Below are 25,252 nucleotides of genomic sequence, written 5' to 3' on the forward strand. Positions count from 1 at the left end.
AGTATGTGACAGCAAGTGGTGACAGCAGCTAAACTTGATATTTTGCCGTCACATCTATTGTCACCGGTAAGTGCTAATTAATAAATGATAGTAGCTTATATCCGGAATGTATTGGCTTAGATTAGTTTCAATAGTATGAAACTGTTGTTTCATCAGTGAGAAACTAAAGTTTCAACGGTAGGAAACTAAAGTTTCTAACGCTTGAAACTATTAGTTCCAAGGCTTGAAACCGTTTGTTCCGTTTAATGAAACCGTTTGTTTCACGTCATGAAACACGCCGTAACAAGTAAGATGGGGATAAAGCAAACGACGGGGGAAAGAGTGGACGGTGATAGGTAATAGATGTGGTGATAGGTTGTAAAATGAATCATTCACCACTGAAACATCGATGAATAAGGCGTTTGAAGCAGGACGGTGATAGGTGAAAGAGGAAATGCATTTTTTTGTTTAGGGAAGGGATTGTAGTTAACGAGTAAAATGACAGAATTAAAAGACCAACTTTCTTTATTAGGAAGAAAGACCGAGTATAAGCAAGATTATGCTCCTGAAGTATTGGAAGCTTTTGATAATAAGCATCCTGAAAATGACTATTGGGTACGTTTTAACTGCCCGGAGTTCACCAGTTTATGTCCTATCACTGGGCAACCGGATTTTGCTGAAATACGTATCAGCTATATTCCTGATATAAAAATGGTAGAAAGCAAAAGTCTGAAATTGTATCTTTTCAGCTTTCGCAATCATGGAGCTTTCCACGAAGATTGTGTGAATATCATTATGAAGGATCTTATCCAATTGATGAATCCCAAATATATTGAAGTAACAGGTATCTTTACTCCCCGTGGTGGTATTTCTATCTATCCGTACGCCAACTACGGTCGTCCGGGAACAAAATTCGAGCAGATGGCGGAACACCGTTTGATGAATCGTGAATAGATGAATCGGGAATAATAGTACAAATATAAAAACTCACTAACTAAAATATCGAATATGACTCATCATGTGCCCGCTGAATTACAAAGCTATGTTCGCAAACATATTATCCCTCAATATGCCCACTTTGATAAAGCGCATCAAGTCGATCATGTAGAAAAGGTGATTGAGGAAAGTCTGAAATTAGCGACGCATTATGAAGTCGATTATTCGATGGTTTACGTCATTGCAGCTTATCACGATTTGGGATTGTATGAAGGGCGTGAGTTTCATCATATAGCCTCCGGTAAAGTTTTGTTAGCTGATGAAACTTTACGTCGTTGGTTTACCGAAGAACAACTGTTGCAAATGAAAGAAGCGATAGAAGATCATCGGGCCTCTAATAAACAAGTTCCCAGAACAATTTATGGAATGATTGTTGCCGAGGCCGACCGAATTATAGATCCCGAAATCACCTTGCGTCGTACCGTTCAATATGGGCTATCCCATTATCCGGAAATGGATAAAGAGGGGCAATATGCCCGCTTCCGGAAACATCTTACTGATAAATATGCAGAAGGAGGGTATCTGAAACTATGGATACCTCAATCGGATAACGCAGGTCGGTTGGCGGAACTTCGTAATTTGATTGCTAATGAGGGGAAACTGATTAAGGTATTTGATAAGTTATATTCTGATGAATTGGGATAGACTATTCTGATATTTTTTTATTTCTATATTGTCGGGTTGTAGCTTACAAAGAAACTGTTTAATTCAGAGTAGCCAAATAGGCTACTGGCTACTCCTTTTGACACTATATTGGGAATACTTTATTCGTGATGATATGGTCCTCCATTTAATATTGTCATTGCCCGATAAATCTGCTCCACGAATATCAGTCGAATCATTTGATGAGAAAAAGTCATCTTCGACATTGAAATCTTTTCGTGTGCTGCCTGATACACTTTTTCTGAAAAGCCATAAGGGCCTCCGATAATGAACACCAATCGTTTATTCACCGTATTCATTTTCCGCTTCATATATTCGGCAAACTCAAGAGAACGCATTTCTTTCCCGTGCTCATCGAGCAGCACCACGACGTCACCCGGTTGAAGAGCTTTCAGTATCAGTTCTCCTTCCTTTTCTTTCTGTACTTCCATTGAAAGACTCTTCGTGTTTTTCAGTTCGGGAATCACTTCCATATCAAAAGTGATATAGCGTTTGGTACGCTGGATATAGTCGTTGATGGCAGTGATATAGTGTTGTTCTACGGTTCGTCCTACGACGAGCAGGGTTGTTTTCATACGTCTACAATTCTGATTATTGCACAAAAATAGGCATTTTTTATGTTATTCTGCAATTAATGCTTACCTTTGCCTATCATTAGTTGAAAGTTTAAGCCTTTAAACTTCAACTTAAAAGCATGTAATTATGAACAAACGAGTGCTCGTAGGAATGACCGCATTGCTTCTTTCCCTCTCGTTGCTAATGGCGCAAGAGATACCGGCAGGAGTGATTACGGCATTTAAAAGAGGAAGCTCGCAAGAGCTAAGTAAGTATATGGGGGACAAGGTAAACCTGGTGCTCCAAGGTCGCTCGACAAACGTTGACAAACAGAAAGCAACAGCTATGATGCAGGAATTCTTTACGAAGAATAAAGTCAGCGGATTTAACGTGAACCATCAGGGAAAACGAGACGAATCAAGTTTCGTTATCGGTACGTTGGCTACTACTAATGGAAACTTTCGTGTGAATTGCTTCCTTAAGAAAGTGCAGAATCAATATTTAATACATCAAATAAGAATTGACAAGATCAATGAATAAGGAAAAAGAACTGATCGACAAGTTGATCGATCTTGCTTTTGCAGAAGATATAGGTGATGGCGATCATACCACCCTTTCATGTATTCCCGCTACGGCAATGGGAAAATCAAAATTGCTTATCAAAGAAGCCGGCGTATTGGCAGGTATCGAAGTAGCCAAAGAAATCTTCAACCGCTTCGACCCCACCATGAAAGTGGAAGTGTTCATCAACGACGGAACAGAAGTGAAACCGGGCGACGTAGCAATGGTAGTGGAAGGAAAAGTGCAATCTTTGCTTCAAACCGAACGCCTGATGTTGAACGTGATGCAGCGTATGAGCGGCATCGCAACCATGACCCGCAAATATGCAAAGGTATTGGAAGGAACAAATACCCGTGTGCTCGACACCCGTAAGACAACTCCCGGGATGCGCATCCTCGAAAAAATGGCAGTGAAAATCGGTGGTGGAGTAAACCATCGTATTGGTTTGTTCGATATGATTCTTCTGAAAGACAACCACGTAGACTTTGCCGGAGGTATCGACAAAGCCATCACTCGCGCTAAAGAATATTGCAAGGAAAAAGGCAAAGACCTGAAAATAGAAATAGAAGTCCGCAGCTTCGACGAACTGCAACAAGTTCTTGACCTCGGCGGAGTGGATCGTATCATGTTTGATAACTTCACTCCCGAAATGACTAAGAAAGCAGTGGAGATGGTAGCAGGCAAATACGAAACCGAATCTTCGGGCGGCATTACCTTTGACACCCTCCGTGACTATGCCGAATGTGGCGTAGACTTCATCTCGGTAGGAGCTTTGACTCATTCAGTGAAAGGACTGGATATGAGTTTCAAAGCGTGCTGATTTTTTTTCGCCATAGAGGACGCAGAGTACACAGAGGAACAATGATAGGAAATTCTTCCTATGAAGTAAGTTTAAAACCTCTGTGTACTCTGCGTCTTCTGTGGTGATTTTCTTTCTGTTTAACTTCTTTTAGCAATATTCCTTGCAGCATTCCTCAAACATTTGCGTCTAATGAGTAAACGACGCAGACATACGTTCGATTTTAAAAAAAAGTAATTGACTTTGGAAAACGAGATAGAACTGATAAAGGGCTGTCGGGCAGGAAAGGATTCAGCCCGGAAGGAACTTTACACCCTCTATTCCAAGCAGATGCTGGCGGTATGTTTCCGCTATACGGGCGATATGGATGCGGCGCACGATGTACTGCATGACGGTTTCATCAAGATTTTTACCAACTTCTCGTTTCGGGGCGAGTCTTCGCTCTGCACATGGATTACCCGGGTGATGGTTACTCAATCACTCGATTTCCTGCGGCGGGAGAAACGAGTCAGCCAGTTGGTGGTGCATGAAGAGCAGCTTCCCGATATACCGGATATATCGGATTCGGGAGGAGGGGCTGGAATCTCCGAAGAGCAATTGATGGCTTTTATTGCCGAATTGCCGGATGGTTGCCGAACCGTTTTCAACCTTTATGTGTTTGAAGAGAAATCGCACAAGGAGATAGCCAAGATGCTTCACATTAAAGAGCATTCGTCTACTTCGCAGTTGCACCGGGCCAAGTATTTGTTAGCAAAAAGAATTAAAGAGTATAGGAATCATGAAGAAAGAAAATGATGAAATAACCGATCTGTTTCGCACGCGTCTCGCTGATGCCGGGATGAGTGTACGGGATGGCTTTTGGGAAGAGCTCTCGCAGGAAATACCTGTGGCTTGCCAGCATCGTCGTCGGATTCTGTTCTTCCGTGTGGCGGCTGCGGCATCTGTATTGCTCGTTTTGGCAGCCTCGTCGGCTACTTTCTTATATTTCTCTCCCCAAGAAGAAATGGAAGAAGCATTTACAAAGATAGCCGTGACAAATGGAGGGCAGATGGATGGAGATGGAATACGCGTCAATCAGTTACCGTTGCCGGTAGAACCGGTGTTGCCGAAACCGGCTCCAAAGTCTTACGGTATGCTGTCACAATACACAGAGGAAGAAGATTCGCTTTCTATCACTTTCTCCATGTCGTTTTCTTTTTCTGCCACTACTTCTACTGGAAATGGCAACCGATATGGTAATCAAGGGAATAACGGCTATTGGCAGGCAATAAACGGTGATACGGAATCATCTGTTGCTCCGGAAGAACAATCGAATGTGAATGTGGCTCAACCTAAAGCTATGAAAAAGCATCGCTGGGCGATGAAAGTTCAGGTAGGCACGGCGCTTCCGGCTGATAATGGTACGTATAAAATGCCGGTTTCCGCAGGAGTAACGGTAGAACGTAAGTTAAACGAATCTCTCGCAATAGAAACCGGATTACTTTATTCAAACCTTCGTTCGGCAGGACAGCATTTGCACTATCTGGGTATCCCCGTTAAAGTAAATGTGACACTGGTAGATACGAAGAAAATAGACCTTTACGCTACCGTAGGAGGAATAGTCGATAAATGTATCGCCGGTGCGCCGGACAACAGTTTTAAAGAAGAATCTATCCAACTGGCAGTGACTGCCGGCATTGGAATCAATTATAAGATTAATGACCGACTTGCTGTTTTTGCCGAACCCGGAGTTTCGCGTCATTTCAAGACAGATTCGAAACTGGCTACGGTACGAACGAAACGGCCGACTAATTTTAATTTACTTTGCGGACTTCGCATGACGTATTAATCCTTATGAAAATGAAAAAAACACTACTAATGCTGTGGATGGCTGTTTGCCTCATCGTATCTTTTACAGGATGCACCAGCGAAGAAATGGATTATAACAATCCGGATGTTGCCCTTTTTGTGAAACAATTGAAGTCGGGTACGTACAAGATGAAGAATGAAAAAGGGGTGGTGGAGGTTCCTCATTTCACGGAAGAGGACATCCCCGAACTTTTAAAATATGCAGAAGATCTGACTATTATTCCTTCTTTTCCGTCAGTTTATAATATGAACAACGGTAAAATTCGGTTGGGTGAGTGTATGCTTTGGGTGATTGAGTCTATCCGTCAGGGCACACCTCCGTCATTAGGTTGCAAAATGGTATTGGCGAATGCTGAAAATTATGAAGCAATCTATTTCCTGACTGATGAGGAAGTGCTCGATGCGGCCGCTTGTTATCGTAATTGGTGGGAAGAACGCCAATATCCGAAAACAAGATGGACGATCGATCCGTGCTACGATGAGCCGCTTTGTGGATCAGGTTATCGTTGGTGGTAACAGAGGAGGAGCCTTCGGAAAGTAAAAAATAGGAAACATTCATGTGGGAACGTTTGTTTGTATCAGTAGTCTTATGCTGCTGACAGGGGATTGCTACACTCAAAAGACCGCTTCTCATTGAAGAATATGAGTGATAACGTAAGTGAGAAACATATGTGTATTGCATATGAAGCGCTCCCGAATAATAGGTAATGAAAGAGGATAGAGGATGGATAGATTGAAACGGTTTATTGCAACGATGGTACTGTGCCTGACGGCTTTATTTGCATATTCGCAAGTATGGACGGCGCAAGACTCTTTGCATTTGAAGAAATTGCTGGAGAGTGACCAGGAATTGCATTTGAATATGGATGCTGTAAAGTCGATTGATTTCGGGACTGCAGTCGGTACTCCCCGAATGTCGGAGGAGAAAAGCTGGATGATGCCTGATGAATCGCTTCCTGAAGCTTTGCCTAAACCGAAAGTGGTGTTGAGTTTGATGCCATATAAGGCGAATACCCGTTATAACTGGGATCCTATCTATCAGAAGAAGATAAAGATTGATAAAAACACTTGGCGGGGAGATCCTTTCTATGAGATACGCCATCAAAGATCCTACTCGAACTGGGCACGTAATCCGATGGCGAAAGGGGTGCGTAAATCTTTGGATGAGATACAGGCGAGCGGAGTACGTTTCCGACAGTTGAGTGAACGTGCCAATGGAATGATGGTGAATTCGGTAGTGATGGACGCACCTATTCCCTTGTTTGGTGGGAGCGGAGTGTATATCAATGGCGGAACGGTCGGCGGACTTGACTTGATGGCTGTCTTTACCAAAGAGTTCTGGAATAAGAAAGGCAGAGATAACCGCGCCCGCACATTGGAAGTTTTGAGAACTTATGGAGATTCTACAACTGTGTTGATAAATAAACCCATCGAACAGATTGCTCGCTGAAGACGTTATAATGATGTGTTGATGTAACAATGTGTAATGTACATCAACATATTAACACATAGATAAATTATTAATTATGAATAGAATTACTTCCCTTCTGGGTATTCAATATCCTATTATTCAAGGTGGCATGGTGTGGTGTAGCGGCTGGCGTCTTGCTTCTGCCGTGAGCAATGCCGGCGGATTGGGATTGATCGGTGCCGGTTCTATGCATCCGGACACTTTACGTGAACATATCCGTAAATGTAATGCGGCCACAAAGTTTCCCTTTGGCGTGAATATCCCTTTGATGTATCCCCAGATAGAAGAGATTATGAATATTGTGGTGGAAGAGGGAGTGAAGATTGTTTTTACCTCTGCCGGAAATCCGAAAACATGGACGGGATGGTTGAAGGAACGTGGAATAACAGTTGTTCATGTCGTTTCTTCTTCTCGTTTTGCTGTGAAATGTGAGGAAGCCGGGGTGGACGCAGTAGTGGCCGAAGGCTTTGAAGCCGGAGGGCATAATGGACGGGAAGAAACAACGACTTTCTGTTTGATTCCGGCTGTACGTGAGGCTACAACATTACCTTTGATAGCCGCGGGAGGTATTGGTACAGGAGAAGGAATATTGGCTGCTATGGTGTTGGGGGCGGAAGGCGTACAAATAGGAACACGTTTTGCGCTGACTGAAGAGAGTTCTGCGAGTCCGGTATTTAAAGATTATTGTTTGAGTCTTGGTGAAGGGGATACTAAGTTGTTATTGAAAAAACTGGCTCCGACACGATTGGTAAAGAATGCTTTTCGTGAAGCGGTGGAGAAGGCTGAAGATAGTGGTGCTACTTCCGAAGAATTAAGAACTTTGCTCGGACGCGGACGTGCCAAGAAAGGTATCTTCGAAGGTGACTTGGAAGAAGGTGAACTGGAAATAGGACAAGTCTCGGCAATTATATCCCGTCGACAGTCGGTGGCAGAGGTGATGAATGAATTGGTTGAATCTTATCGGCAAGCTGTGGAGAAATATAAATTCCCATTTATGATAGGCTGACAGGTTCGTATTTCAAACCAAATACATCGGCTACAGCTTTATAAACGATTTTTCCTTCTACAATATTCAGTCCGAGAGCCAATGCCGGATTATCTTTGCAGGCTTTTTTCCATCCCTTATTTGCTAAAGCGATCACGTAGGGGAGGGTAGCATTAGTCAGTGCAAGAGTGGAAGTATAAGGTACGGCTCCCGGAATATTAGCTACTGCATAATGAACGATTCCGTCTACAATATAGGTCGGTGCACTGTGGGTGGTTGGGTGAGAAGTCTCGAAACATCCTCCCTGGTCAATCGCTACATCTACTAATACTGTGCCGGGTTGCATCATCGAAAGCATCTCTTTAGTAATCAGATGCGGTGCTTTATCGCCGGGAATCAATACGGAACCGATAACTAAATCAACATCCGGCAATTCTTTTCTGATTCTTAGTTCGGATGCATACAATGTCTTTACATTCTTGGGAAGTGTTTCACTCAAATAGCGCAAACGTGCCAGATTTATATCTGTGATAGTGACGTCTGCCCCCATTCCCGCAGCCATTTGCGCAGCATTGCTACCTACGATTCCGCCACCTAAAATTAATACTTTAGCCGGTTTAACACCTGGCACACCTCCCAAAAGAATACCTTTTCCACCTTGCGGCTTTTCCAGGAAACGGGCACCTTCCTGAATAGACATACGTCCGGCAACTTCGCTCATCGGAATTAATAAAGGTAATGTGTGGTCTGCTTCTTCTACAGTTTCGTAAGCCAGGCATATTGATTTGTTGGAGAGCATGGCAAGGGTTAACTCCCTGTCGGAAGCAAAATGGAAATAAGTGAATAGTAACTGTCCTTTTCTTATTAAGTTATATTCAGTGATTATCGGCTCTTTCACCTTTACAATCATTTCGGCAGTGGCGTAAATGTCTTCTATTGTTGGCAGGATATGTGCGCCGACAGCTTGATATGCTTCATCCGGAAAACCGCTATTTATTCCCGCTGTATGTTGGATAAATACCCGATGCCCTTGTTTTACCACTTCAGCCACTCCCGAAGGTGTCATGCCTACACGGTTCTCATTGTTTTTGATTTCCTTTGGTACTCCGATAATCATAATGTTGCGTATTAAAGATTTAACGTGTTCGAAAGTACGAAAAATCCCCTTACGTTGTTATTCGTAAGGGGATGTTTTAGAACAGAATGTCTTCGCGTGTTGAGATGAATAAATGCGTAGAGTGGTTGTTTTATAGACATTCACTGCCCTGCTTGTTGATTTTCATGTTTTTTCCATAGAGACCCACTCGAGCTATGTTGTTATAAAAGGGTTCTGCAATATCGTACTTAAAATTAGAGGAATGACAACGTCATATTCTTTATTAATGTATTCCCATTGGATTTTTCCTTTAACCGGTGCCAATCCTTCAGAGAAACGGCCAATAGCCGAGAAACGCTTTTTCTTATTAGCTACCCCATAAGCTAAAAAAGAAGCGAAGAACTTTGTAATAGTGCTGTCATTTTCTTTATTGTTTGCGTGGTAAGCGTCCGGATCCATATATATATACAAAAGAAGCGTGGACGTCGTTAGTTCATTCTATTCAAGGCTCTGGTTAGCCCAACAGTGAATAAACAACAGAACCCACGCCCTTGTATACAACAAAGACGTGAACGCTTAGTTGCCATTACCCCACTGTTGATGAATTTTCCAGATTCTGAATAGGGATAATATTCTAAACGCTTCTACGTTATTTTCCGTAATAAGTGCGGACAAAGATACGGGTTTTCTGCTAATTGGCAATGTTTTTGGGGGATAAAGATTTAGCGATGAGTAATATCTGTAAGGAAAGGAAGTGGAAGGGGATATTTAAATAAAAACTCCTTTTGCAGATGAAAATGCAAAAGGAGTTTTTGTTATTGCGAGGTAAAACTAGGCGAATTTTAGTCTAGTAAATTAGGGTTGGCATTAGTGGCACTCACAGGAATACGCAATGTATAGCGATTATCATCTTGTTCAAGAACAATTGTTTGTCCCCCACTTAATACCTTTTCAATTCTCGGTCTGGTAGTCCGGCGTAAGTCGAACCAGCGGTGTCCTTCAAATGCCAATTCACGAGCTCGTTCATTTAATATTTCTGCAATTAATTCTTCTTGATTCATACTGTTTACTTCGTTTTTTTTCTGTTCATATCCTGCTGCAGTATATCTTTTTTCCATTAGTTGTAATAGGCGGTTGCGAGCTGCAGGGAGGTTGTTCAGGTGTGCAGCTGCTTCCGCAGAATTCAGATAAAGTTCGCTAACGCGAAAGCTACATTTATAGGTAAACGTTCCATCTATTTTTTTTATGGGATAATTACCGTCTTTATTCTTCTCACCAAAGTAAGTTGCAGGTCGTAAGTCTTCTTCATTGAACATATTGACAAATGATTGTGTGGCTTGTGAGGCATCTAATGTTGTTGTTGCATTGTAGATTTTCTCATAAGCAGTAATCGACTCTACAGAAGTGTAGTGATTAGGTAATAATTGTACATTAGTACTATTGTAATCTCCAAGTGTTGCTTTTTGTTCCAACGTGCGTTCGGCAGCATCATAGGCGGGTTGCCAATTTCCCATATAAAGGCGTACCCGTGATTCAAAGGCATCGACAGCAAGTGCACTGAAACGATAATTGTAACCGGATTCCCACTCTTTTTTGGTTATAAGTTGACGGGCGTTTTCTATATCAGAAAGAATAGAGTTATACACTTCTTCTACTGTATTCCGTGTTGGAATCTCTTCTAAATCAAGAGTTAGTTTCAAAGGTATGGCTTTTGTCTCTTTTGCACCTTCTTTGGTATAGGGCTGACCGTACAGATTGACTAGAAGGAAATGCATATATCCTCTCATGAAGTAGGCTTCTCCCACTAATTGATTGATATCCTTTTCATTTCCTTCTGTTATATCATTCTTTTTGTTAATGATAGCGTTGGCATAGTAAATGTTTTCATAATAATCTAACCAACCGAATTCTTTAGCAGTTGTACTATTGACTATCCATTTTTCTATATCACCGTAATCACTTTGGTCATAACTGTCATTTCTGACGGTGATTTCTTTTGTCCGCATATCACAGATGCTTCTGTCAGTCAAATCTTGGGCATAAACATTAGTCATCAATGCTCTATATTCTTCCAATGTGCTTGGAATCACTTTTCCGACAGGCTGTATTTCTAAAAAATTGCTACATGAGGTCATCGTGAGACATCCTGCTAGTATAGAAAATAGATATAACTTTTTTATTCTTTTCATATTTCTTGATTGCTTAAAAGTTAAGACTAAGGTTGAATGTCACAGATTTTGCTACCGGAGTAGAATAGAGATTACTCATTGACTCCGGGTCCATATAGTTTTTATAACTGGAACCGAAGACAAGCAGGTTACGGCCTTCTACAGCAACAGTTGCTCCGCCGATGTTGATTTTGCGTAACCATTCTTGTGGCAATGTATAAGCTAATCGTATATTCTGAAGACGTACATAATTGAGTTTCTTTACCCACATGTCCAGATTTCTATAAATAGCAGGTATTCCACCAAAGAGCGCGTAATCGGCAGGATAGTTGTTTCGGCTGAGAAGAGCCGGAAGCTGGTTATTGTGGTTTTCTGGTGTCCAGCGATTGAGGATGTCTTGATTTACATTATGTCCGGGGTCGAAATCCACTATATTATATGAAGGATTTGTACGTACATGAGCTCCAAAATAAAATGAAAAATTAAAGTTAAGTTCCCAGTTGCGATAAGAAAGTGTGTTAAGTAATCCTCCTGTGTATGGTGCATCATTTGTACCAGCGTATTCATATAGACTTTGTTGAAAGTCGGCATCTGCATTATAATCATAGAAACCACCCATTCCTCCGGTCAAGTCTTCCATCTTGAACAATTCTTCTACGGTGATAGCCTCATTACTACCTTTGGGATAGATGAGTATGCGACCTGTTTCCGGATCTACTTTGCTCTTGATGGCAAAAATAGCTCCGACAGGATATCCTTCCAGACCGGGTGTCGGGCTATTCTCTTTCACATAGTCTTTTAATACTTTGTTATTGTTATAAGCAAAATTGAATGTGGTATACCAGGAGAAATTCTTGGTTGTGATATTACGTGTTTGCAAGTTTATTTCTAAACCTTTGTTTTCCAGGCTAGCCCAGTTAATTGTTTGCGTGAGGAATCCATTTTCCAAAGGTAGATTTTTATAACCGATAAGATCTGTTCCTTTTCTATAATAGTAATCTACGCTTAAATTAATGGCAGATTTGAGTGCGGAAAAATCAACTCCAATATTATATGATGCTGTCTTTTCCCAACGTAGCTTATCATTAGGAGCTGAACCTATAGAAATACTCGTTTCATCTGGGTTGTTAGGCAATATGGTTTGATTTCCGTAATTTCCTACTAAATAAGGTGAGGTGTTTTTGTCAATATTTCCTTGAAGTCCGTATGATAATCGTAGGGCCAAGTTATCCATCCATTGTTTAGCAGGCTGTAGAAACGATTCGTTGGAAAGTCGCCATAGTCCGCTAGCCGAATAAATAGGTAGAAAACGATATTTTTTGTCTACACCGAATAGATCTGACCCGTCAATACGCACGCTTGCTCCTAGTGTGTAGCGTTGCATAAGAGTATAAGAACCATTTGCATAAAAAGAGGCAAAAGCATTTTCGGCATAGGTTTCTGTATGTAATGGATATTTTTTAGCGTCATCATTCTCTATGAGAATTAAAGGCTTAGTGGTAAGTGTCTTAGGATCATATCCGTAAGCATTGGACGCGAGTGTTTCATACCAATTTTTTCTTATTTCTGATCCGCCCATTATTTGTACTTCATGGATGTTTTTAAAGGTTTGAGTCCATTCTCCTTGTACTTTCCATGTGATTTGTGATGTAGTGGCATTACTTACCTTGTGCATACCCCCTTCCGGTATACGGTATGTATCACCGGATTTACTGTCTTTACGCATATCACGCATGGAGAACGTATTTGCACCAATATATTGTTCTACTCCGGATTGTTCCCATTGCAAGCCAACTTGTGACGTTAGTTTCCAGTGGTCATTGAAACGTAAGTCAGCATTAAAAATAGCATTAATAGCTGTCGTTACCGTTTCTTTACTGGTGTTGGCACGATCTTCAAGGAGATTGAATCCTCGTTCAGGATCAGGTTCATTATCGCTGTTAGATACAATGTCATAATCATATACATAGTTTCCTTCCGCATCATAAATTTCTTGATATGGATTTGCTACGCGAGAGTAATAAATAGGATTTGAATAACCATATTTATCGGTAATAAAGTCTTTATTTTTCCGTCGGTTAGCAAAAAGTGAAGTACCTATTTTCAGTATTCGGTTTACTTGATAAAAAGTTTTATTTGTCAAATTAAAACGGCTCATGCTTACTCCTGGTACATTCCCATTTTCTTGTGAATATCCGAGGGAATTATAATAAGTCACTTTTTCACTTCCTCCTGATATGCTGAAATTATATTCTTGAGTAAAAGCATCTCTGAATAAAATGTCATTCCAATCAGTGTTGAGCGTTTTTAATCGATTAATTGCATTTTGAGCTTCTGTGGTTAAACCATTCCATCCTTGTTGTTGATAGGTTGCAAATAGATTATGTTGTCTAAGTATAGAAGCTACTCCTCCTTTATGTAAATAGGGATGTGCACTGAATACGTCATCAGGCTCTTTCATTAATTCTAGTTCCAGATCTATTTTCTGTTCGGAATTTAGTAGATTCAATCGCGAAGTATCCAGATTAGGGGTATATGTCAATCTTGTATTAAAATTGATTACAGGTTTACCTGTGCGTCCCCTTTTGGTTGTAACGACGATTACTCCATTAGCGGCACGTGCTCCATAAATAGCAGTGGCAGCAGCATCTTTTAAAATAGTGATACTTTCTATGTCATTCGGGCTTAGTCCGGCAATGGATGATTGTTTCATATTAACAATGTCATTGTCCGTGTCAGTGTCCAGTTTCGCAATATCTGTCCCCTCTAAAGGTATTCCATCCAATACCCACAACGGGTCTTGTGTTCCATTCAGTGAAGCCGTACCACGAATACGAATACGTGCAGGAGCTCCCGGTGCACCGGAAGTTGTCGTAACGGCTACACCAGCGATTTGTCCCGCTAATGCCTGGTCGATGCTTTTTGCTGCGCCTACCATTCCGTCTGTAACGTCTACTTTAGCGATAGCAGCAGTCAGTTTACGACGTTCCAGTTCTTGATAACCAGTTACTACTACGTCTCCTAATGTGTGTGATGAAGCTTGAAGTACAATACGATAAGTATCTTTTCCAGCTTGCAACACGATATTTTGTTCTTCAAAACCTATATAACTGCAATGTAGTCTGGTCACCTTTTCCGGAATGGAAATGGAGAATTTACCATCCATATCAGTGATAGTACCTAGAGAAGTCTGTGATGCTCCAGCCTTTTTCAAGTCATCTGCGTTAACATATACGGAAGCACCGATCAGAGGTTCATTATCTTCGCCGGATATAACGACTCCGGTGATTATACGATTAGCAGCGTTGGCTGTAGCCAACGTGCTCACCAGAAAACATATAAGAACGTATAAGTATTTTTTTCTCATCAATATAGATTATTAAAATGATTGATATTGTTTTATTTGATTCCTAAAGCCGTATTAATACGCAGAATCATGTCCTCATAATGATAGCGTGCAGCAGTATCGGAAGTTCCGAGACGGTTCTGCAACAACTTCTTGATACGTAATAATTCACCGCGTTTCACAGAAATAGCATCTGAAATACGGTTGAGTTGACTGCCATAGAAATTGAGTACACGTGGAGCACCCATCCGGTCTTCCTGACGAAGTGCACGTTGTTCGGCAGCGTAACAGCTACAGAAAGGAGTAGCGTGGTCAAGCAAGAAATGTTCGTTGGCAATCTTCTTGTTGATTTTAACGGCTTCAGGTTCTGCAGCGGCTGTAAGTAATGCATCGAGGAAGTTTTTCTGCAAAGAACGTTCCATTACGTTAGGGATACCACCACGTTCGGTAACACCGAAAATGTTCTTATGAAGTCCGTCCATAAGTTCCACTACTGTAAAGGCTTTCTTTCCGTTGACAGATTCATTCTCTATCATACGCATCAAACGAGTATTGCCAAGTAAATCCCAAAGGATATAGGCTTGGGCGTTCTTTAAGATTTGTGTCGGAGCATTTTCCTGTTTTCCGATGGGAGTATTGCGAAGCAGATAAGTATATTGTCCTACTTCCGTGTCAAACAGCCATTTAGGGTATGTCAATACTTCATCCATCAGAAATTTCAGTGAAGCTTGTTGTTTCTCTTTCTCTACGAATGTATAAGTTTTAACGCCGTCTCCTACAATTGTATTTTCAATGTAGATACCGCCAATATTGGCAAGGACATGATATAAATAGTTGTTCCATTGGTTGATTACGGCATAGTAGAGGCGAGATGCTTCTTCATAAGTTTGTCCCTTCTCACCGGTAGTGGTCCATTGAAGAATTTGTGGAACGATACGTTTCAGATTCTCAATGCCAAGTAAAGAAGAACGAACCGGATCATCACCTAAATCTTCGTTCTGTGCACGTGGATCTACTGCATCGCGGACATCCTGTGCTTCACTATATTTATAAAGCCGATCAGTATGTTTGCTCAAGAAATCGAATAAAATATCCTTTTCTTCTTCCGGAGTATTCTTTCCGTACCAACGATACCCATATTCGATGGCGAACATGTCATAAGGACCGATATGCGGAGAAAGAACTTTCACGCCATCTCCAGGCTGTGCGATATAATTGAATCGTGCATAATCCATGATGGATGAAGCGGTAGAATTCATTCTGGAAGTGAATGCCTCAGAACGTAATGAGTCTGTCGGGAAAGCCCATGAACCCATCATATTGTGGCGGAGGCCCAAAGAGTGGCCTACCTCATGACAGGCTACAAATCGAATGGCATCTCCCATCAAAGCATCAGGCAATTGCACATTACGTGCTTCCGGACACACTGTTCCGGTCTGGACAGTAATCCATTCACGTACCATAGAAAGCACATTGTGCCACCACATAATATCGGCTTCCAGGATTTCTCCGGAACGGGGATCTAACAGAGAAGGTCCCATTGCATTTTTCTTTTCCGAAGCAGCGTAAGTCAGTACGGAGTAATTGACATCATCCATGTCTACATGCATACTGTCCGTGATTTCTTTGGCGATAATCGCATTCTTGAAACCAGCCTTTTCAAAAGCAATCTGCCAGTCCTCGATACCTCTCTTTATGTACGAACGCCATTGGTAAGGAGTTGAATTGTCAATGTAGAAGACAATTGGTTTGGCAGGTTCCACCATCTGACCATTCAGATAAGCCTCCCGGTCTTCCGGTTTGGGTTCCATGCGCCAGCGGGTGATATACTGTGTCTTATCCGTACGCTGCTGTGCATCACTGAAACTTAATAACGGATTCGTGAAATAACCGACCTTCTGATTGTCGAATCGTCCCATCATCGGCTTTTCGGGCAGTAAGAGAATAGAAGAACTAACTTCCACCGTTACATAAACAGTAGTAGTGCCTTCTGTTACCCGGGTAGTCAACTCGGAAGTTGCCACGACATTGTTTGAAAAGGATTTGATGGATAGAATACGTGATAAATTCTTGATGGCTGAAGTACCCAGATTGATATTGGTAAATACGTTATTGATACTGGTTTCCGTACCATCATAAATATCATTCACCTTGATTACTAATGCCGTAGAATCTGCATTGACCGCTTCGATCTTGAATGCGGCAATCAATGGTGAGATAAAATTATCCTTTACCGAACGGAAGATAGCATCCGTTTGGGGGGCCAGAGGTAATGGACGTTGTTGTCGTAACATTAGTTTGCCCGTTGCTTTGTCCCATTCCATGCAAACCATCTGATTCTCATAGTTTACTCCGCGGTTTACGCCCGCATCGTTAAGTTCGGCAGGAACTCGTTGCAGCTTATTGACAACTAATAAATCACGTCCCAAAAGTGAGGTGGGAATCTCAAAATAATAATCATTCTTCTTTTGATGTACAGCAAACATCCCTTTGGTCGTTTTACTGCCTTCCACTAATTTCTCGTAGTCGCTTTTGCTCTCCTCTTCTTTCTCTTCTGGTTTTTTCTTTTTCTTTTTAAACCAACTCAGATTTTCTGTAGCGGGGGTAGTTGCAAATGCCGAGAGCGTTTCTCCACTCAGCAATATACATGCAATGACCGCTGCCATTACTTTGACATACATTCTCATTGAGTTTCTAACTTTTAATTATAATTAAAAAACGGCTACAAAAGTACTAATATAAATAACATAATGAATACTAATTTGCAATGAATATAACATTAAAAAGAATTATTAACTAGTATCTATGGTCATCATTCTCCTCGGATATTTCATAGTTTAGTGGGAATAGTGTACATTTGCGGGAGTAAAAAAGTGAACGGAATGATGAGACGATATATTACTGCTCTGATGCTGGCTTGCTGCATCGGAGGGTATGGACAAGAGAAGAAGCAAGCAACCTTTGTGCCCCCTTTTGACTTTCCTCTTACATTGAGTGGAAACTTTGGAGAAATCCGCTCTAATCACTTCCACGGCGGACTGGATTTTAAGACAGGCGGAGTTATCGGTAAACCCGTCCGAGCTCTCGCTGATGGCTATATTTCGCGTATTCGCGTCACGAATGGTTCGGGATATGTACTTGATGTCTGTTATCACAATGGCTATTCAACTATCAACCGTCATTTGAGTGGTTTTGTTTCTCCCATTGCCGAAAGGGTGGAGAAACTGCAGTATGAAGAAGAAAATTGGGAAGTAGAGATCGTTCCCGAACCGGGAGAATATCCGGTGAAAGAAGGTCAGCAGATCGCATGGAGCGGAAACACCGGATATTCGTTCGGCCCGCATCTTCACCTGGATGTATTTGAAACGGAATCGGGAGATTATATTGATCCTATGCCTTTCTTTCAGTCGAAAATAAAAGATACGCGTGCTCCGAAAGCGGATGGCATTATGTTTTTCCCACAACGAGGTAAAGGAGTAGTGGATGGAAAGCAAGAGAATAAAACCATCTTTCCCAATAGTGAATGTCCGGTGGAAGCATGGGGAATGATAGGTGTGGGGATCAAAGCATACGATTACATGGATGGAGTAAGTAACCATTATGGTGTTTATTCGGTTGTGCTTACGGTAGATGGAAATGAAATATTTCGCAGCACCGTAGATCGTTTTTCACAGGAAGAGAACCGGATGATTAATTCATGGACTTACGGACAATATATGAAATCATTCATTGATCCGGGGAACACTTTGCGTCTGCTAAAAGCATCGAATGACAACCGTGGGTTGGTGACGATTGACGAAGAACGGGATTATCAGTTTTTATATACACTAAAAGATGCTTTCGGAAACACTTCCAAATATAGTTTCACCGTACGGGGCCGGAAGCAACCGATTGAACCGTTGAGTCATCGGGAGAAATATTATTTTACCTGGAATAAGACTAATTATCTACAAGAACCGGGATTGAACCTGGTTGTTCCGAAAGGCATGTTGTATGATGATGTTCCCCTCAATTATCAGGTGAAAGCGGATAGTGGTGCCGTTGCTTTTACTTATCAGCTGAATGATAAAGCGATTCCGCTACATGCAGCTTGTGAGCTGTGTATCGGGTTACGTAGAAAACCAATTGCTGATACGACGAAATATTATGTGGCCTGCGTAACTCCGAAGGGAGGAAAGTACAGCGTAGGCGGAAAGTATGAAGACGGATACATGAAAGCATCTATCCGGGAGTTGGGAACTTACACTGTTGCCATCGATACCATCCCGCCGGAGATTATCCCTGTCAACAAGAATCAGTGGGGAAGAAACGGAAAGATTGTCTATCGGCTGAAAGATCAGGGCACGGGAATAGCTTCCTATCGCGGAACGATTGACGGAAAGTATGCGCTTTTCGGACGTCCCAATATTGTGAAATCGTACTGGGAATGTACATTGGACCCGAAACATGTAAAGAAGGGAGGCAAGCACACTGTTGAATTTACAGTGACCGATTATTGTGGAAATGAAACAGTGGCCCGTGAAAGCTTTGTTTGGTAAATTATTAAAAGTGAATCATATATTTATTATGAAGAGAAGAATTATTCTTTGTGCCGCTGTATTGATGGCGGCTGTGGCGAACACCTTCGCCTGCACCAATCTGATTGTCGGAAAGAATGCGTCTGCCGATGGTTCGACGATTGTTTCCTATTCTGCCGACTCGTATGGTTTATTCGGAGAACTTTATCATTATCCGGCTGCTACCTATCCAAAAGGTACGATGTTGAAAGTTTATGAATGGGATACCGGTAAGTATCTGGGAGAAATAGAGCAGGCACGCCAAACTTACAATGTAGTCGGTAATATGAATGAATATCAGGTTACCATTGGTGAGACAACTTTCGGCGGACGTCCGGAATTGGCCGATTCTACAGGGATTATCGATTACGGAAGTCTGATTTATATCGGTTTGCAACGTTCGCGCACTGCCCGTGAAGCTATTAAGATCATGACCGATTTGGTGCAGCAATACGGCTACTATAGCGAAGGAGAATCCTTTACTATTGCCGATCCGAACGAGATATGGATTATGGAAATGATTGGTAAAGGTCCTGGCATCCGTGGAGCGGTTTGGGTAGCTGTACGTGTGCCCGATGATTGTATCTCGGCACATGCTAACCAGTCACGTATCCACCAGTTTGATATGAACGACAAGGAAAACTGCATGTACTCTCCGGATGTCGTTTCTTTTGCCCGTGAGAAGGGATATTTTAATGGAGTAAACAAAGACTTTAGCTTTTCATTAGCCTATGCTCCTCTTGATTTTGGTGCGCGTCGTTTCTGTGAGGCTCGTGTGTGGAGTTATTTTAATAAGTTCACAGATAACGGAAAAGATTATCTTCCTTATATTGAGGGAAAGACCAATACGCCGATGCCTCTTTTTGTGAAACCGAAACATAAGTTATCCGTGCAAGATGTGAAAGATATGATGCGCGACCATTACGAAGGAACGCCTCTTGACATCTCCAATGATTTCGGAGCCGGACCTTATAAGACACCTTACCGTCTTTCTCCTCTGAACTTCAAGGTAGACGGCCAGGAATATTTCAACGAACGTCCGATTTCCACTCAACAAAGTGGGTTCGTATTTGTTGCACAAATGCGCGCTCATAAGCCGGACCCGATAGGCGGAGTACTTTGGTTTGGTGTGGATGATGCGAATATGACAGTATTTACCCCGGTTTATTGTTGTGCTACTAAGGTGCCGGTGTGTTATACCCGTGTGGACGGAGCCGATTACATTACTTTCTCTTGGAATTCTGCTTTCTGGATTTTCAACTGGGTGTCTAATATGGTCTATCCGCGTTATGATTTAATGATTGGTGATGTACGGGAAGCGCAGAAAGAAATGGAAACTACTTTCAACAATGCGCAGGAAGGTATTGAAGAAATGGCTGCCAAACTGCTGGCAAAAGATAAGAATGCAGCAGTTGACTTTCTGACAAACTATACAAATATGACCGCACAGAGCACTTTCGATACTTGGAAACAATTGGGAACATTCTTGATTGTGAAGTATAATGATGGAGTGGTGAAACGCGTTAAAGACGGTAAGTTTGAGCGTAATTCTATCGGACAACCTGCCGGAGTGATGCGTCCCGGATATCCGAAAGAATTCTTGCAGGAATATGTCAAGCAGACTGGTGACAGATATAAAGTGCCACAAGAATAGATATGAAGTATGAGATATAAGGTATTAAGTATATCACTTTTTAATTCTTAATTCTCAAATTTCAATTAAAAGAATAGGAATTATAAACTTATTATTTTACATTTGTGTGCTCAAGAAATTGATAATAAATAATTCATTAACCAATAAATAACAATCGAAATGGAAAATCAGGAACTTATTAAACAGGTCACTGAAAAAGCCGAAAAATGGCTAACCCCGGCTTATGATGCTGAAACCCAGGCTGAAGTGAAGCGTATGTTGGAAAACGATGATAAAACCGAACTAATTGAAGCTTTCTACAAAGACCTTGAGTTTGGTACTGGTGGTCTGCGTGGTATTATGGGTGTAGGTAGCAATCGTATGAATATCTATACGGTAGGTGCAGCTACTCAAGGGCTTTCCAACTATCTGAAGAAGAACTTCAAAGACCTGCCGCAGATTTCTGTAGTAGTAGGTCATGACTGCCGTAACAACAGCCGTTTGTTTGCGGAGACTTCTGCTAATATTTTCTCCGCTAATGGTATTAAAGTATATCTGTTTGACGACATGCGTCCGACACCGGAAATGTCTTTCGCCATCCGTCACCTCGGTTGCCAGAGCGGTATCATTCTGACTGCTTCTCATAATCCGAAGGAATATAACGGTTATAAGGCATACTGGGACGATGGTGCACAAGTATTGGCTCCACACGATAAAGGCATTATCGATGAAGTAAATGCAATTGCTTCTGCTGCCGATATCAAATTCCAGGGAAATCCGGATTTGATTCAGATTATCGGTGAAGACATTGATAAGGTTTATCTGGACATGGTGAAAACCGTTTCTATCGATCCGGCAGCTATCGCCCGTCACAAAGATATGAAGATTGTCTATACTCCGATTCATGGTACAGGTATGATGTTGATTCCTCGTGCATTGAAAATGTGGGGATTCGAAAATGTATTTACTGTGCCCGAACAGATGATTAAGGACGGTAACTTCCCGACTGTCGTATCTCCGAATCCGGAAAATGCGGAAGCTCTTTCAATGGCTGTAAACCTTGCCAAAGAAATTGATGCCGATCTCGTAATGGCTTCCGATCCGGATGCTGACCGTGTGGGTATTGCTTGTAAAGATGATAAAGGCGAATGGGTACTGATTAACGGTAACCAGACTTGTATGATGTATCTTTATTATATTCTGACGCAGTACAAACAACTGGGTAAGATTAAAGGTGGCGAGTTCTGTGTGAAGACAATCGTTACAACTGAACTAATCAAGAAAATCGCAGATAAGAACAACATCGAAATGCTTGATTGCTACACTGGATTTAAATGGATTGCCCGTGAAATCCGTTTGCGTGAAGGCAAACAGAAATATATCGGTGGCGGTGAAGAAAGCTACGGATTCCTTGCCGAAGATTTCGTTCGCGATAAAGATGCCGTATCGGCTTGCTGTTTGATTGCTGAAGTTGCTGCATGGGCAAAAGATAATGGTAAATCCTTGTATCAGTTGTTGCTGGATATCTACGTAGAATACGGATTCTCTAAAGAGTTTACTGTAAACGTCGTGAAACCGGGTAAGAGCGGTGCTGAAGAAATCAAAGCTATGATGGAGAACTTCCGTGCTAATCCTCCGAAAGAATTGGGTGGCTCTAAAGTGATCTTGAGCAAAGATTATAAGACACTGAAACAGACAGATGATAAAGGTAACGTAACTGCAATTGATATGCCGGAACCATCTAACGTGCTTCAATATTTCACTGAAGACGGTAGCAAAGTTTCTGTTCGTCCTTCAGGTACAGAACCGAAGATTAAGTTCTATATGGAAGTTCAGGGTGAAATGGGTTGCCGCAATTGTTATGCTTCTGCCGAATCTGCCGCAATGGAAAAGATTGAAGCAGTGAAGAAATCATTGGGTATCTGATTTTGTTTCTTCTGATATTTCAGATATAGATAACGAAAGATAAATAATAAATAGCGCCTCCATGGTCTTTTCGAAGATTATGGAGGCGCTTCTTTTTCTCTATACATAGCCCTGATTCTGCCTATTTTCGGGCTTTTTCCCCAACTTGGCACAGTTCTTTCATTTCCTTTGCATTCTTTAAGTCCACTTGCTAATCCTTCTTGCGAGAATCTTGTTGTATTGGCATCATCTCAATTTCAACAGGCAGGCTGCGGATACACACGTTTTGTTGATGCTTTAGAGTGATACGTTCAGTTTCATATTCGTAAGTTGTTCGTTTGTAGTTGTGTGTATTTCGCGGCCTGCTTTCTTAGTCTATTTTTCAGTCAGTGCTATTTCTTTTTTTCTGTTATTTCTTCGTGCCTATCCAAGTCCATTTATGCCATATTGTTTCCAATGGTCCTTGTTTATGTTTAGACAGCCACCATTTGCAGAACTGAACCTGTGCCAGGAAAAGAATAATGCCGATAATCAGGCTAAGAGTATATCCACAGTAAGGAGCAAGATAGAATCCGAATGGGAAATAGATAATAGCTCCCAAAATAGATTGAGAAATATAATTGGTCAAGCTCATTTTTCCGTAGAATCGCAGATTAGATACAGTTTTCTTGAACTTATCCTTCTGATAAAGCAACACGAAAGAAGCAACGAGTACAATCGTGAATGCAAATTTCTGCCACATATCAAAGGCAGTACCTACTGTTTGCTGAATTAAGCTGCTGTCACTTTGCATGATCTGTTCTTTCAGAGAATATAGTGGCGCGAAACTGATAGCTGCAATAATAAGCGCTTTCATCCAGAATTTCAAATGAGATTCGGTGGTTACGAACAATTCTTTGCGTCCGATATATAAACCAAACAGGAAAAGTCCGGCAGTCTGTAAGAAACGTCCGGCGCCGATGGCCCAAAACAGGCTTGCTTTCTGTCCTAAAGTAACATTACCTATCAGAAAATCCCAGAAGTTTCCGGCTTTGGTGTATTCTGCTACTTCAGCATACATGGCGCCGACATTTAAATCGGGTAGGGTATAGGCAGGGTTGAAAAGACTCATTATATAATGGAACCATTCAATCGGTTGCAGTGAAAACAAGATGGCAGTGATTAGAATAGCTTTGTCACTCCATTTACGTACGATAAACAGCACGAGACTGATTACAGCAAACAGAAGCAGGACATCTCCTGCCGGGAAGAAAGCGGCATTCAATGTGGCGAATCCTACAAGCAATATCATTCTCCATAAAAAACGGTAACCAAAGTCTTTTCCTTTCAACTGCTGGTTGTGCGACTGGATAAAGAAAGTGAATCCGAAAAGCAGAGCAAATATGGCATAAGATTTTCCGGCAAGCAGTGAAAATGTCGCATTAAATACTCCGGCATCCAAAATGGTGAGCCATTCAGGCGAACTTTCCGGATATACGGGGAAAATGAAATGCTCCAGGTTATGAACCAGAAGGATGGCCATTACAGCAAATCCTCTAAGAGCATCTACTACTTCAATTCGTGGTGTTTTTGTTGATAATTCCATATTCAATTTATTCATTTGGGTGTTCTATCCACCAATCAATCATTTTTCGGGCAAGACTAAGTTTTCTGGGAAGTTCGGGTAGATGGTCTCTTGTATAAAAGTCTCCCGAACTCAATTCTTCATCTTGGAGGTTGATTTCTCCTCCGGCATAATCAGCAATAAAGCCGACCATTAGTCCGCTGGGATAAGGCCAGGGCTGATTACCGAAATAAGTGATATTCTTCACATCCAGTCCGGTTTCTTCTTTCACTTCACGTGCTACACATTCTTCTAATGTTTCTCCGGTTTCCAGGAATCCGGCAACGAGACTGTTGAATGTTCCTTTAAAATTGCGGGCGTGCACTAAAAGTAGTGAATCTTTTTTTCTCACTAATACAAGAATCGCCGTGGAAATGGAAGGGTATACTTCCCGACCACATTTCGGACAACGTTTCATGATAGATTCTTTCTGTTCCATAGGCGTGCCGCAGGCAGAACAGAACCGGCTGTTTCTATCCCAATGCAGAATCTCATGTGCTTTTCCTGCTGTCTGATAATGAGATAAAGGAAGATATTCATAGGAGGCACGAAGCCCTATCATGATCCATTGCTCCGATTCTTCAATGGGAGAGGAGAGGGAGAAAGCCTTGCAGTTTCTCCCTTCCAGTGTGGTGATATTGTGTACGGTTGTTTTTTCTTTAATAACAATAGGAGAGCTTTCTCCACACGGGACGGTATATATGCCATCCTCTTTTTTCTCAAGAAGCAGTTGGTCTTTGTAAAAGATAAACCACCATGATTGTGCTGTCTGATTCATTTTAATTCTAATTCTTGATCTTCGCGCTGCGAAGTTATAAAAAAACTAGATTGATATTTAGACTTATCAGATAAAATACAGGGCAACTGCACTAAAATTTGATTCATAACCGTGCATAAATGAACAGTTTCACCACAGAGGACACGGAGGACGCAGAGGTTTCAAAGTTCTAATTCAGAGATAATTATAACCTCTGTGTCCTCCGTGTCCTCTGTGGTGAAAAGAATCAAAACTGCATAGAAACGAGTTAAACGGTGCGCTAATGAATGGGTCAAAGGTGAGGGGTGGTGAGGGTAGATTTATAACTTTC

The 25,252-nt window shown here is 41.6% G+C and carries 19 protein-coding genes and 1 pseudogene; 12 read left to right on the forward strand and 8 right to left on the reverse strand.

The genetic code is table 11. The features are described from left to right. Positions 1 to 477: 477 nt before the first annotated feature. Together queF and I2I04_RS13925 are read left to right on the forward strand one after the other, a co-directional pair. Positions 478 to 933 carry a preQ(1) synthase gene (gene queF / locus I2I04_RS13920; RefSeq protein WP_195655276.1) on the forward strand — a complete coding sequence of 152 codons (456 nt, stop codon included), beginning with the start codon at positions 478 to 480 and terminating at the stop codon, positions 931 to 933. A 54-nt stretch (positions 934 to 987) separates the two neighbouring features. Then, positions 988 to 1,620, forward strand: coding sequence for an HD domain-containing protein (locus tag I2I04_RS13925; protein WP_143259486.1), 633 nt, complete (start codon positions 988 to 990; stop codon positions 1,618 to 1,620). 119 nt (positions 1,621 to 1,739) lie between these two features. On the opposite strand, the gene rlmH is transcribed toward I2I04_RS13925, so the two are convergent. Continuing rightward, positions 1,740 to 2,213 carry a 23S rRNA (pseudouridine(1915)-N(3))-methyltransferase RlmH gene (gene rlmH / locus I2I04_RS13930; protein ID WP_004314516.1) on the reverse strand — a complete coding sequence of 158 codons (474 nt, stop codon included), beginning with the start codon at positions 2,211 to 2,213 and terminating at the stop codon, positions 1,740 to 1,742. A gap of 127 nt (positions 2,214 to 2,340) precedes the next feature. On the opposite strand from rlmH, the gene I2I04_RS13935 reads away from it, so the two are divergent. The 7 genes from I2I04_RS13935 (at position 2,341) to I2I04_RS13965 (ending at position 7,878) form a co-directional block, all read left to right on the forward strand. Then, positions 2,341 to 2,733: a DUF4783 domain-containing protein gene (locus tag I2I04_RS13935; RefSeq protein ID WP_143259487.1), complete on the forward strand. Its 393-nt coding sequence runs from the start codon at positions 2,341 to 2,343 to the stop codon at positions 2,731 to 2,733. Further along, the gene (gene nadC / locus I2I04_RS13940) at positions 2,726 to 3,574 is read left to right on the forward strand and encodes a carboxylating nicotinate-nucleotide diphosphorylase (protein ID WP_004314515.1); all 849 of its coding nucleotides are present in this window, start codon (positions 2,726 to 2,728) and stop codon (positions 3,572 to 3,574) included. Before I2I04_RS13935 ends, nadC begins: the two co-directional genes overlap by 8 nt. Positions 3,575 to 3,796: 222 nt before the next feature. Continuing rightward, positions 3,797 to 4,348, forward strand: coding sequence for an RNA polymerase sigma factor (locus tag I2I04_RS13945; RefSeq protein WP_004300758.1), 552 nt, complete (start codon positions 3,797 to 3,799; stop codon positions 4,346 to 4,348). Beyond that, complete coding sequence (locus tag I2I04_RS13950) at positions 4,332 to 5,381, forward strand: outer membrane beta-barrel protein (protein ID WP_195655277.1); 1,050 nt, start codon at positions 4,332 to 4,334, stop codon at positions 5,379 to 5,381. The genes I2I04_RS13945 and I2I04_RS13950 overlap by 17 nt, the downstream gene beginning before the upstream one ends. An 11-nt stretch (positions 5,382 to 5,392) precedes the next feature. Then, entirely contained in the window at positions 5,393 to 5,917 is a 525-nt protein-coding gene (locus tag I2I04_RS13955) for a DUF4943 family protein (protein WP_143259489.1), read from the forward strand. 208 nt (positions 5,918 to 6,125) lie between these two features. Then, positions 6,126 to 6,851 carry a DUF4858 domain-containing protein gene (locus I2I04_RS13960; RefSeq protein ID WP_143259490.1) on the forward strand — a complete coding sequence of 242 codons (726 nt, stop codon included), beginning with the start codon at positions 6,126 to 6,128 and terminating at the stop codon, positions 6,849 to 6,851. 76 nt (positions 6,852 to 6,927) lie between these two features. Then, positions 6,928 to 7,878: an NAD(P)H-dependent flavin oxidoreductase gene (locus tag I2I04_RS13965; RefSeq protein WP_195655278.1), complete on the forward strand. Its 951-nt coding sequence runs from the start codon at positions 6,928 to 6,930 to the stop codon at positions 7,876 to 7,878. Here I2I04_RS13965 and ald read toward each other — a convergent pair. The 5 genes and pseudogenes from ald to I2I04_RS13990 form a co-directional block, all read right to left on the reverse strand. Next, positions 7,865 to 8,974: an alanine dehydrogenase gene (gene ald, locus I2I04_RS13970; RefSeq protein WP_195473043.1), complete on the reverse strand. Its 1,110-nt coding sequence runs from the start codon at positions 8,972 to 8,974 to the stop codon at positions 7,865 to 7,867. The two genes, I2I04_RS13965 and ald, sit on opposite strands and share 14 nt — an antisense overlap. A 130-nt stretch (positions 8,975 to 9,104) precedes the next feature. Continuing rightward, a pseudogene (locus I2I04_RS13975) lies at positions 9,105 to 9,412 on the reverse strand (WG repeat-containing protein). 383 nt (positions 9,413 to 9,795) lie between these two features. After that, positions 9,796 to 11,142 (reverse strand): RagB/SusD family nutrient uptake outer membrane protein, encoded by a 1,347-nt coding sequence (locus I2I04_RS13980; RefSeq protein WP_195655279.1) that lies wholly within the window; start codon positions 11,140 to 11,142, stop codon positions 9,796 to 9,798. A 13-nt stretch (positions 11,143 to 11,155) separates the two neighbouring features. Continuing rightward, positions 11,156 to 14,488, reverse strand: a complete 3,333-nt coding sequence (locus tag I2I04_RS13985; protein ID WP_195655280.1) for a SusC/RagA family TonB-linked outer membrane protein — start codon at positions 14,486 to 14,488, stop codon at positions 11,156 to 11,158. 32 nt (positions 14,489 to 14,520) lie between these two features. Next, positions 14,521 to 17,154 carry a zinc-dependent metalloprotease gene (locus I2I04_RS13990; RefSeq protein WP_143259496.1) on the reverse strand — a complete coding sequence of 878 codons (2,634 nt, stop codon included), beginning with the start codon at positions 17,152 to 17,154 and terminating at the stop codon, positions 14,521 to 14,523. Positions 17,155 to 17,352: 198 nt separating this feature from the next. Here I2I04_RS13990 and I2I04_RS13995 point away from each other — a divergent pair, with 198 nt between their 5' ends. The 3 genes from I2I04_RS13995 (at position 17,353) to I2I04_RS14005 (ending at position 22,582) form a co-directional block, all read left to right on the forward strand. Continuing rightward, positions 17,353 to 19,005, forward strand: a complete 1,653-nt coding sequence (locus tag I2I04_RS13995; protein WP_195655285.1) for a M23 family metallopeptidase — start codon at positions 17,353 to 17,355, stop codon at positions 19,003 to 19,005. A gap of 28 nt (positions 19,006 to 19,033) precedes the next feature. Beyond that, positions 19,034 to 20,677, forward strand: coding sequence for a C69 family dipeptidase (locus tag I2I04_RS14000; RefSeq protein ID WP_143259497.1), 1,644 nt, complete (start codon positions 19,034 to 19,036; stop codon positions 20,675 to 20,677). 159 nt (positions 20,678 to 20,836) lie between these two features. Further along, on the forward strand, positions 20,837 to 22,582 hold the full coding sequence (locus I2I04_RS14005; protein ID WP_022275297.1) for a phospho-sugar mutase: 1,746 nt from the start codon (positions 20,837 to 20,839) through the stop codon (positions 22,580 to 22,582). A 388-nt stretch (positions 22,583 to 22,970) separates the two neighbouring features. On the opposite strand, the gene I2I04_RS14010 is transcribed toward I2I04_RS14005, so the two are convergent. Next, positions 22,971 to 24,146: a DUF418 domain-containing protein gene (locus I2I04_RS14010; protein ID WP_195655281.1), complete on the reverse strand. Its 1,176-nt coding sequence runs from the start codon at positions 24,144 to 24,146 to the stop codon at positions 22,971 to 22,973. Between the two features lie 7 nt (positions 24,147 to 24,153). Beyond that, the gene (gene nudC / locus I2I04_RS14015; RefSeq protein WP_410489779.1) at positions 24,154 to 24,948 is read right to left on the reverse strand and encodes an NAD(+) diphosphatase; all 795 of its coding nucleotides are present in this window, start codon (positions 24,946 to 24,948) and stop codon (positions 24,154 to 24,156) included. Between the last annotated feature and the right edge of the window lie 304 nt (positions 24,949 to 25,252).

The sequence above is a fragment of the Bacteroides sp. 1001136B_160425_E2 genome (assembly GCF_015559655.1).
Lineage (GTDB): Bacteria > Bacteroidota > Bacteroidia > Bacteroidales > Bacteroidaceae > Bacteroides > Bacteroides luhongzhouii.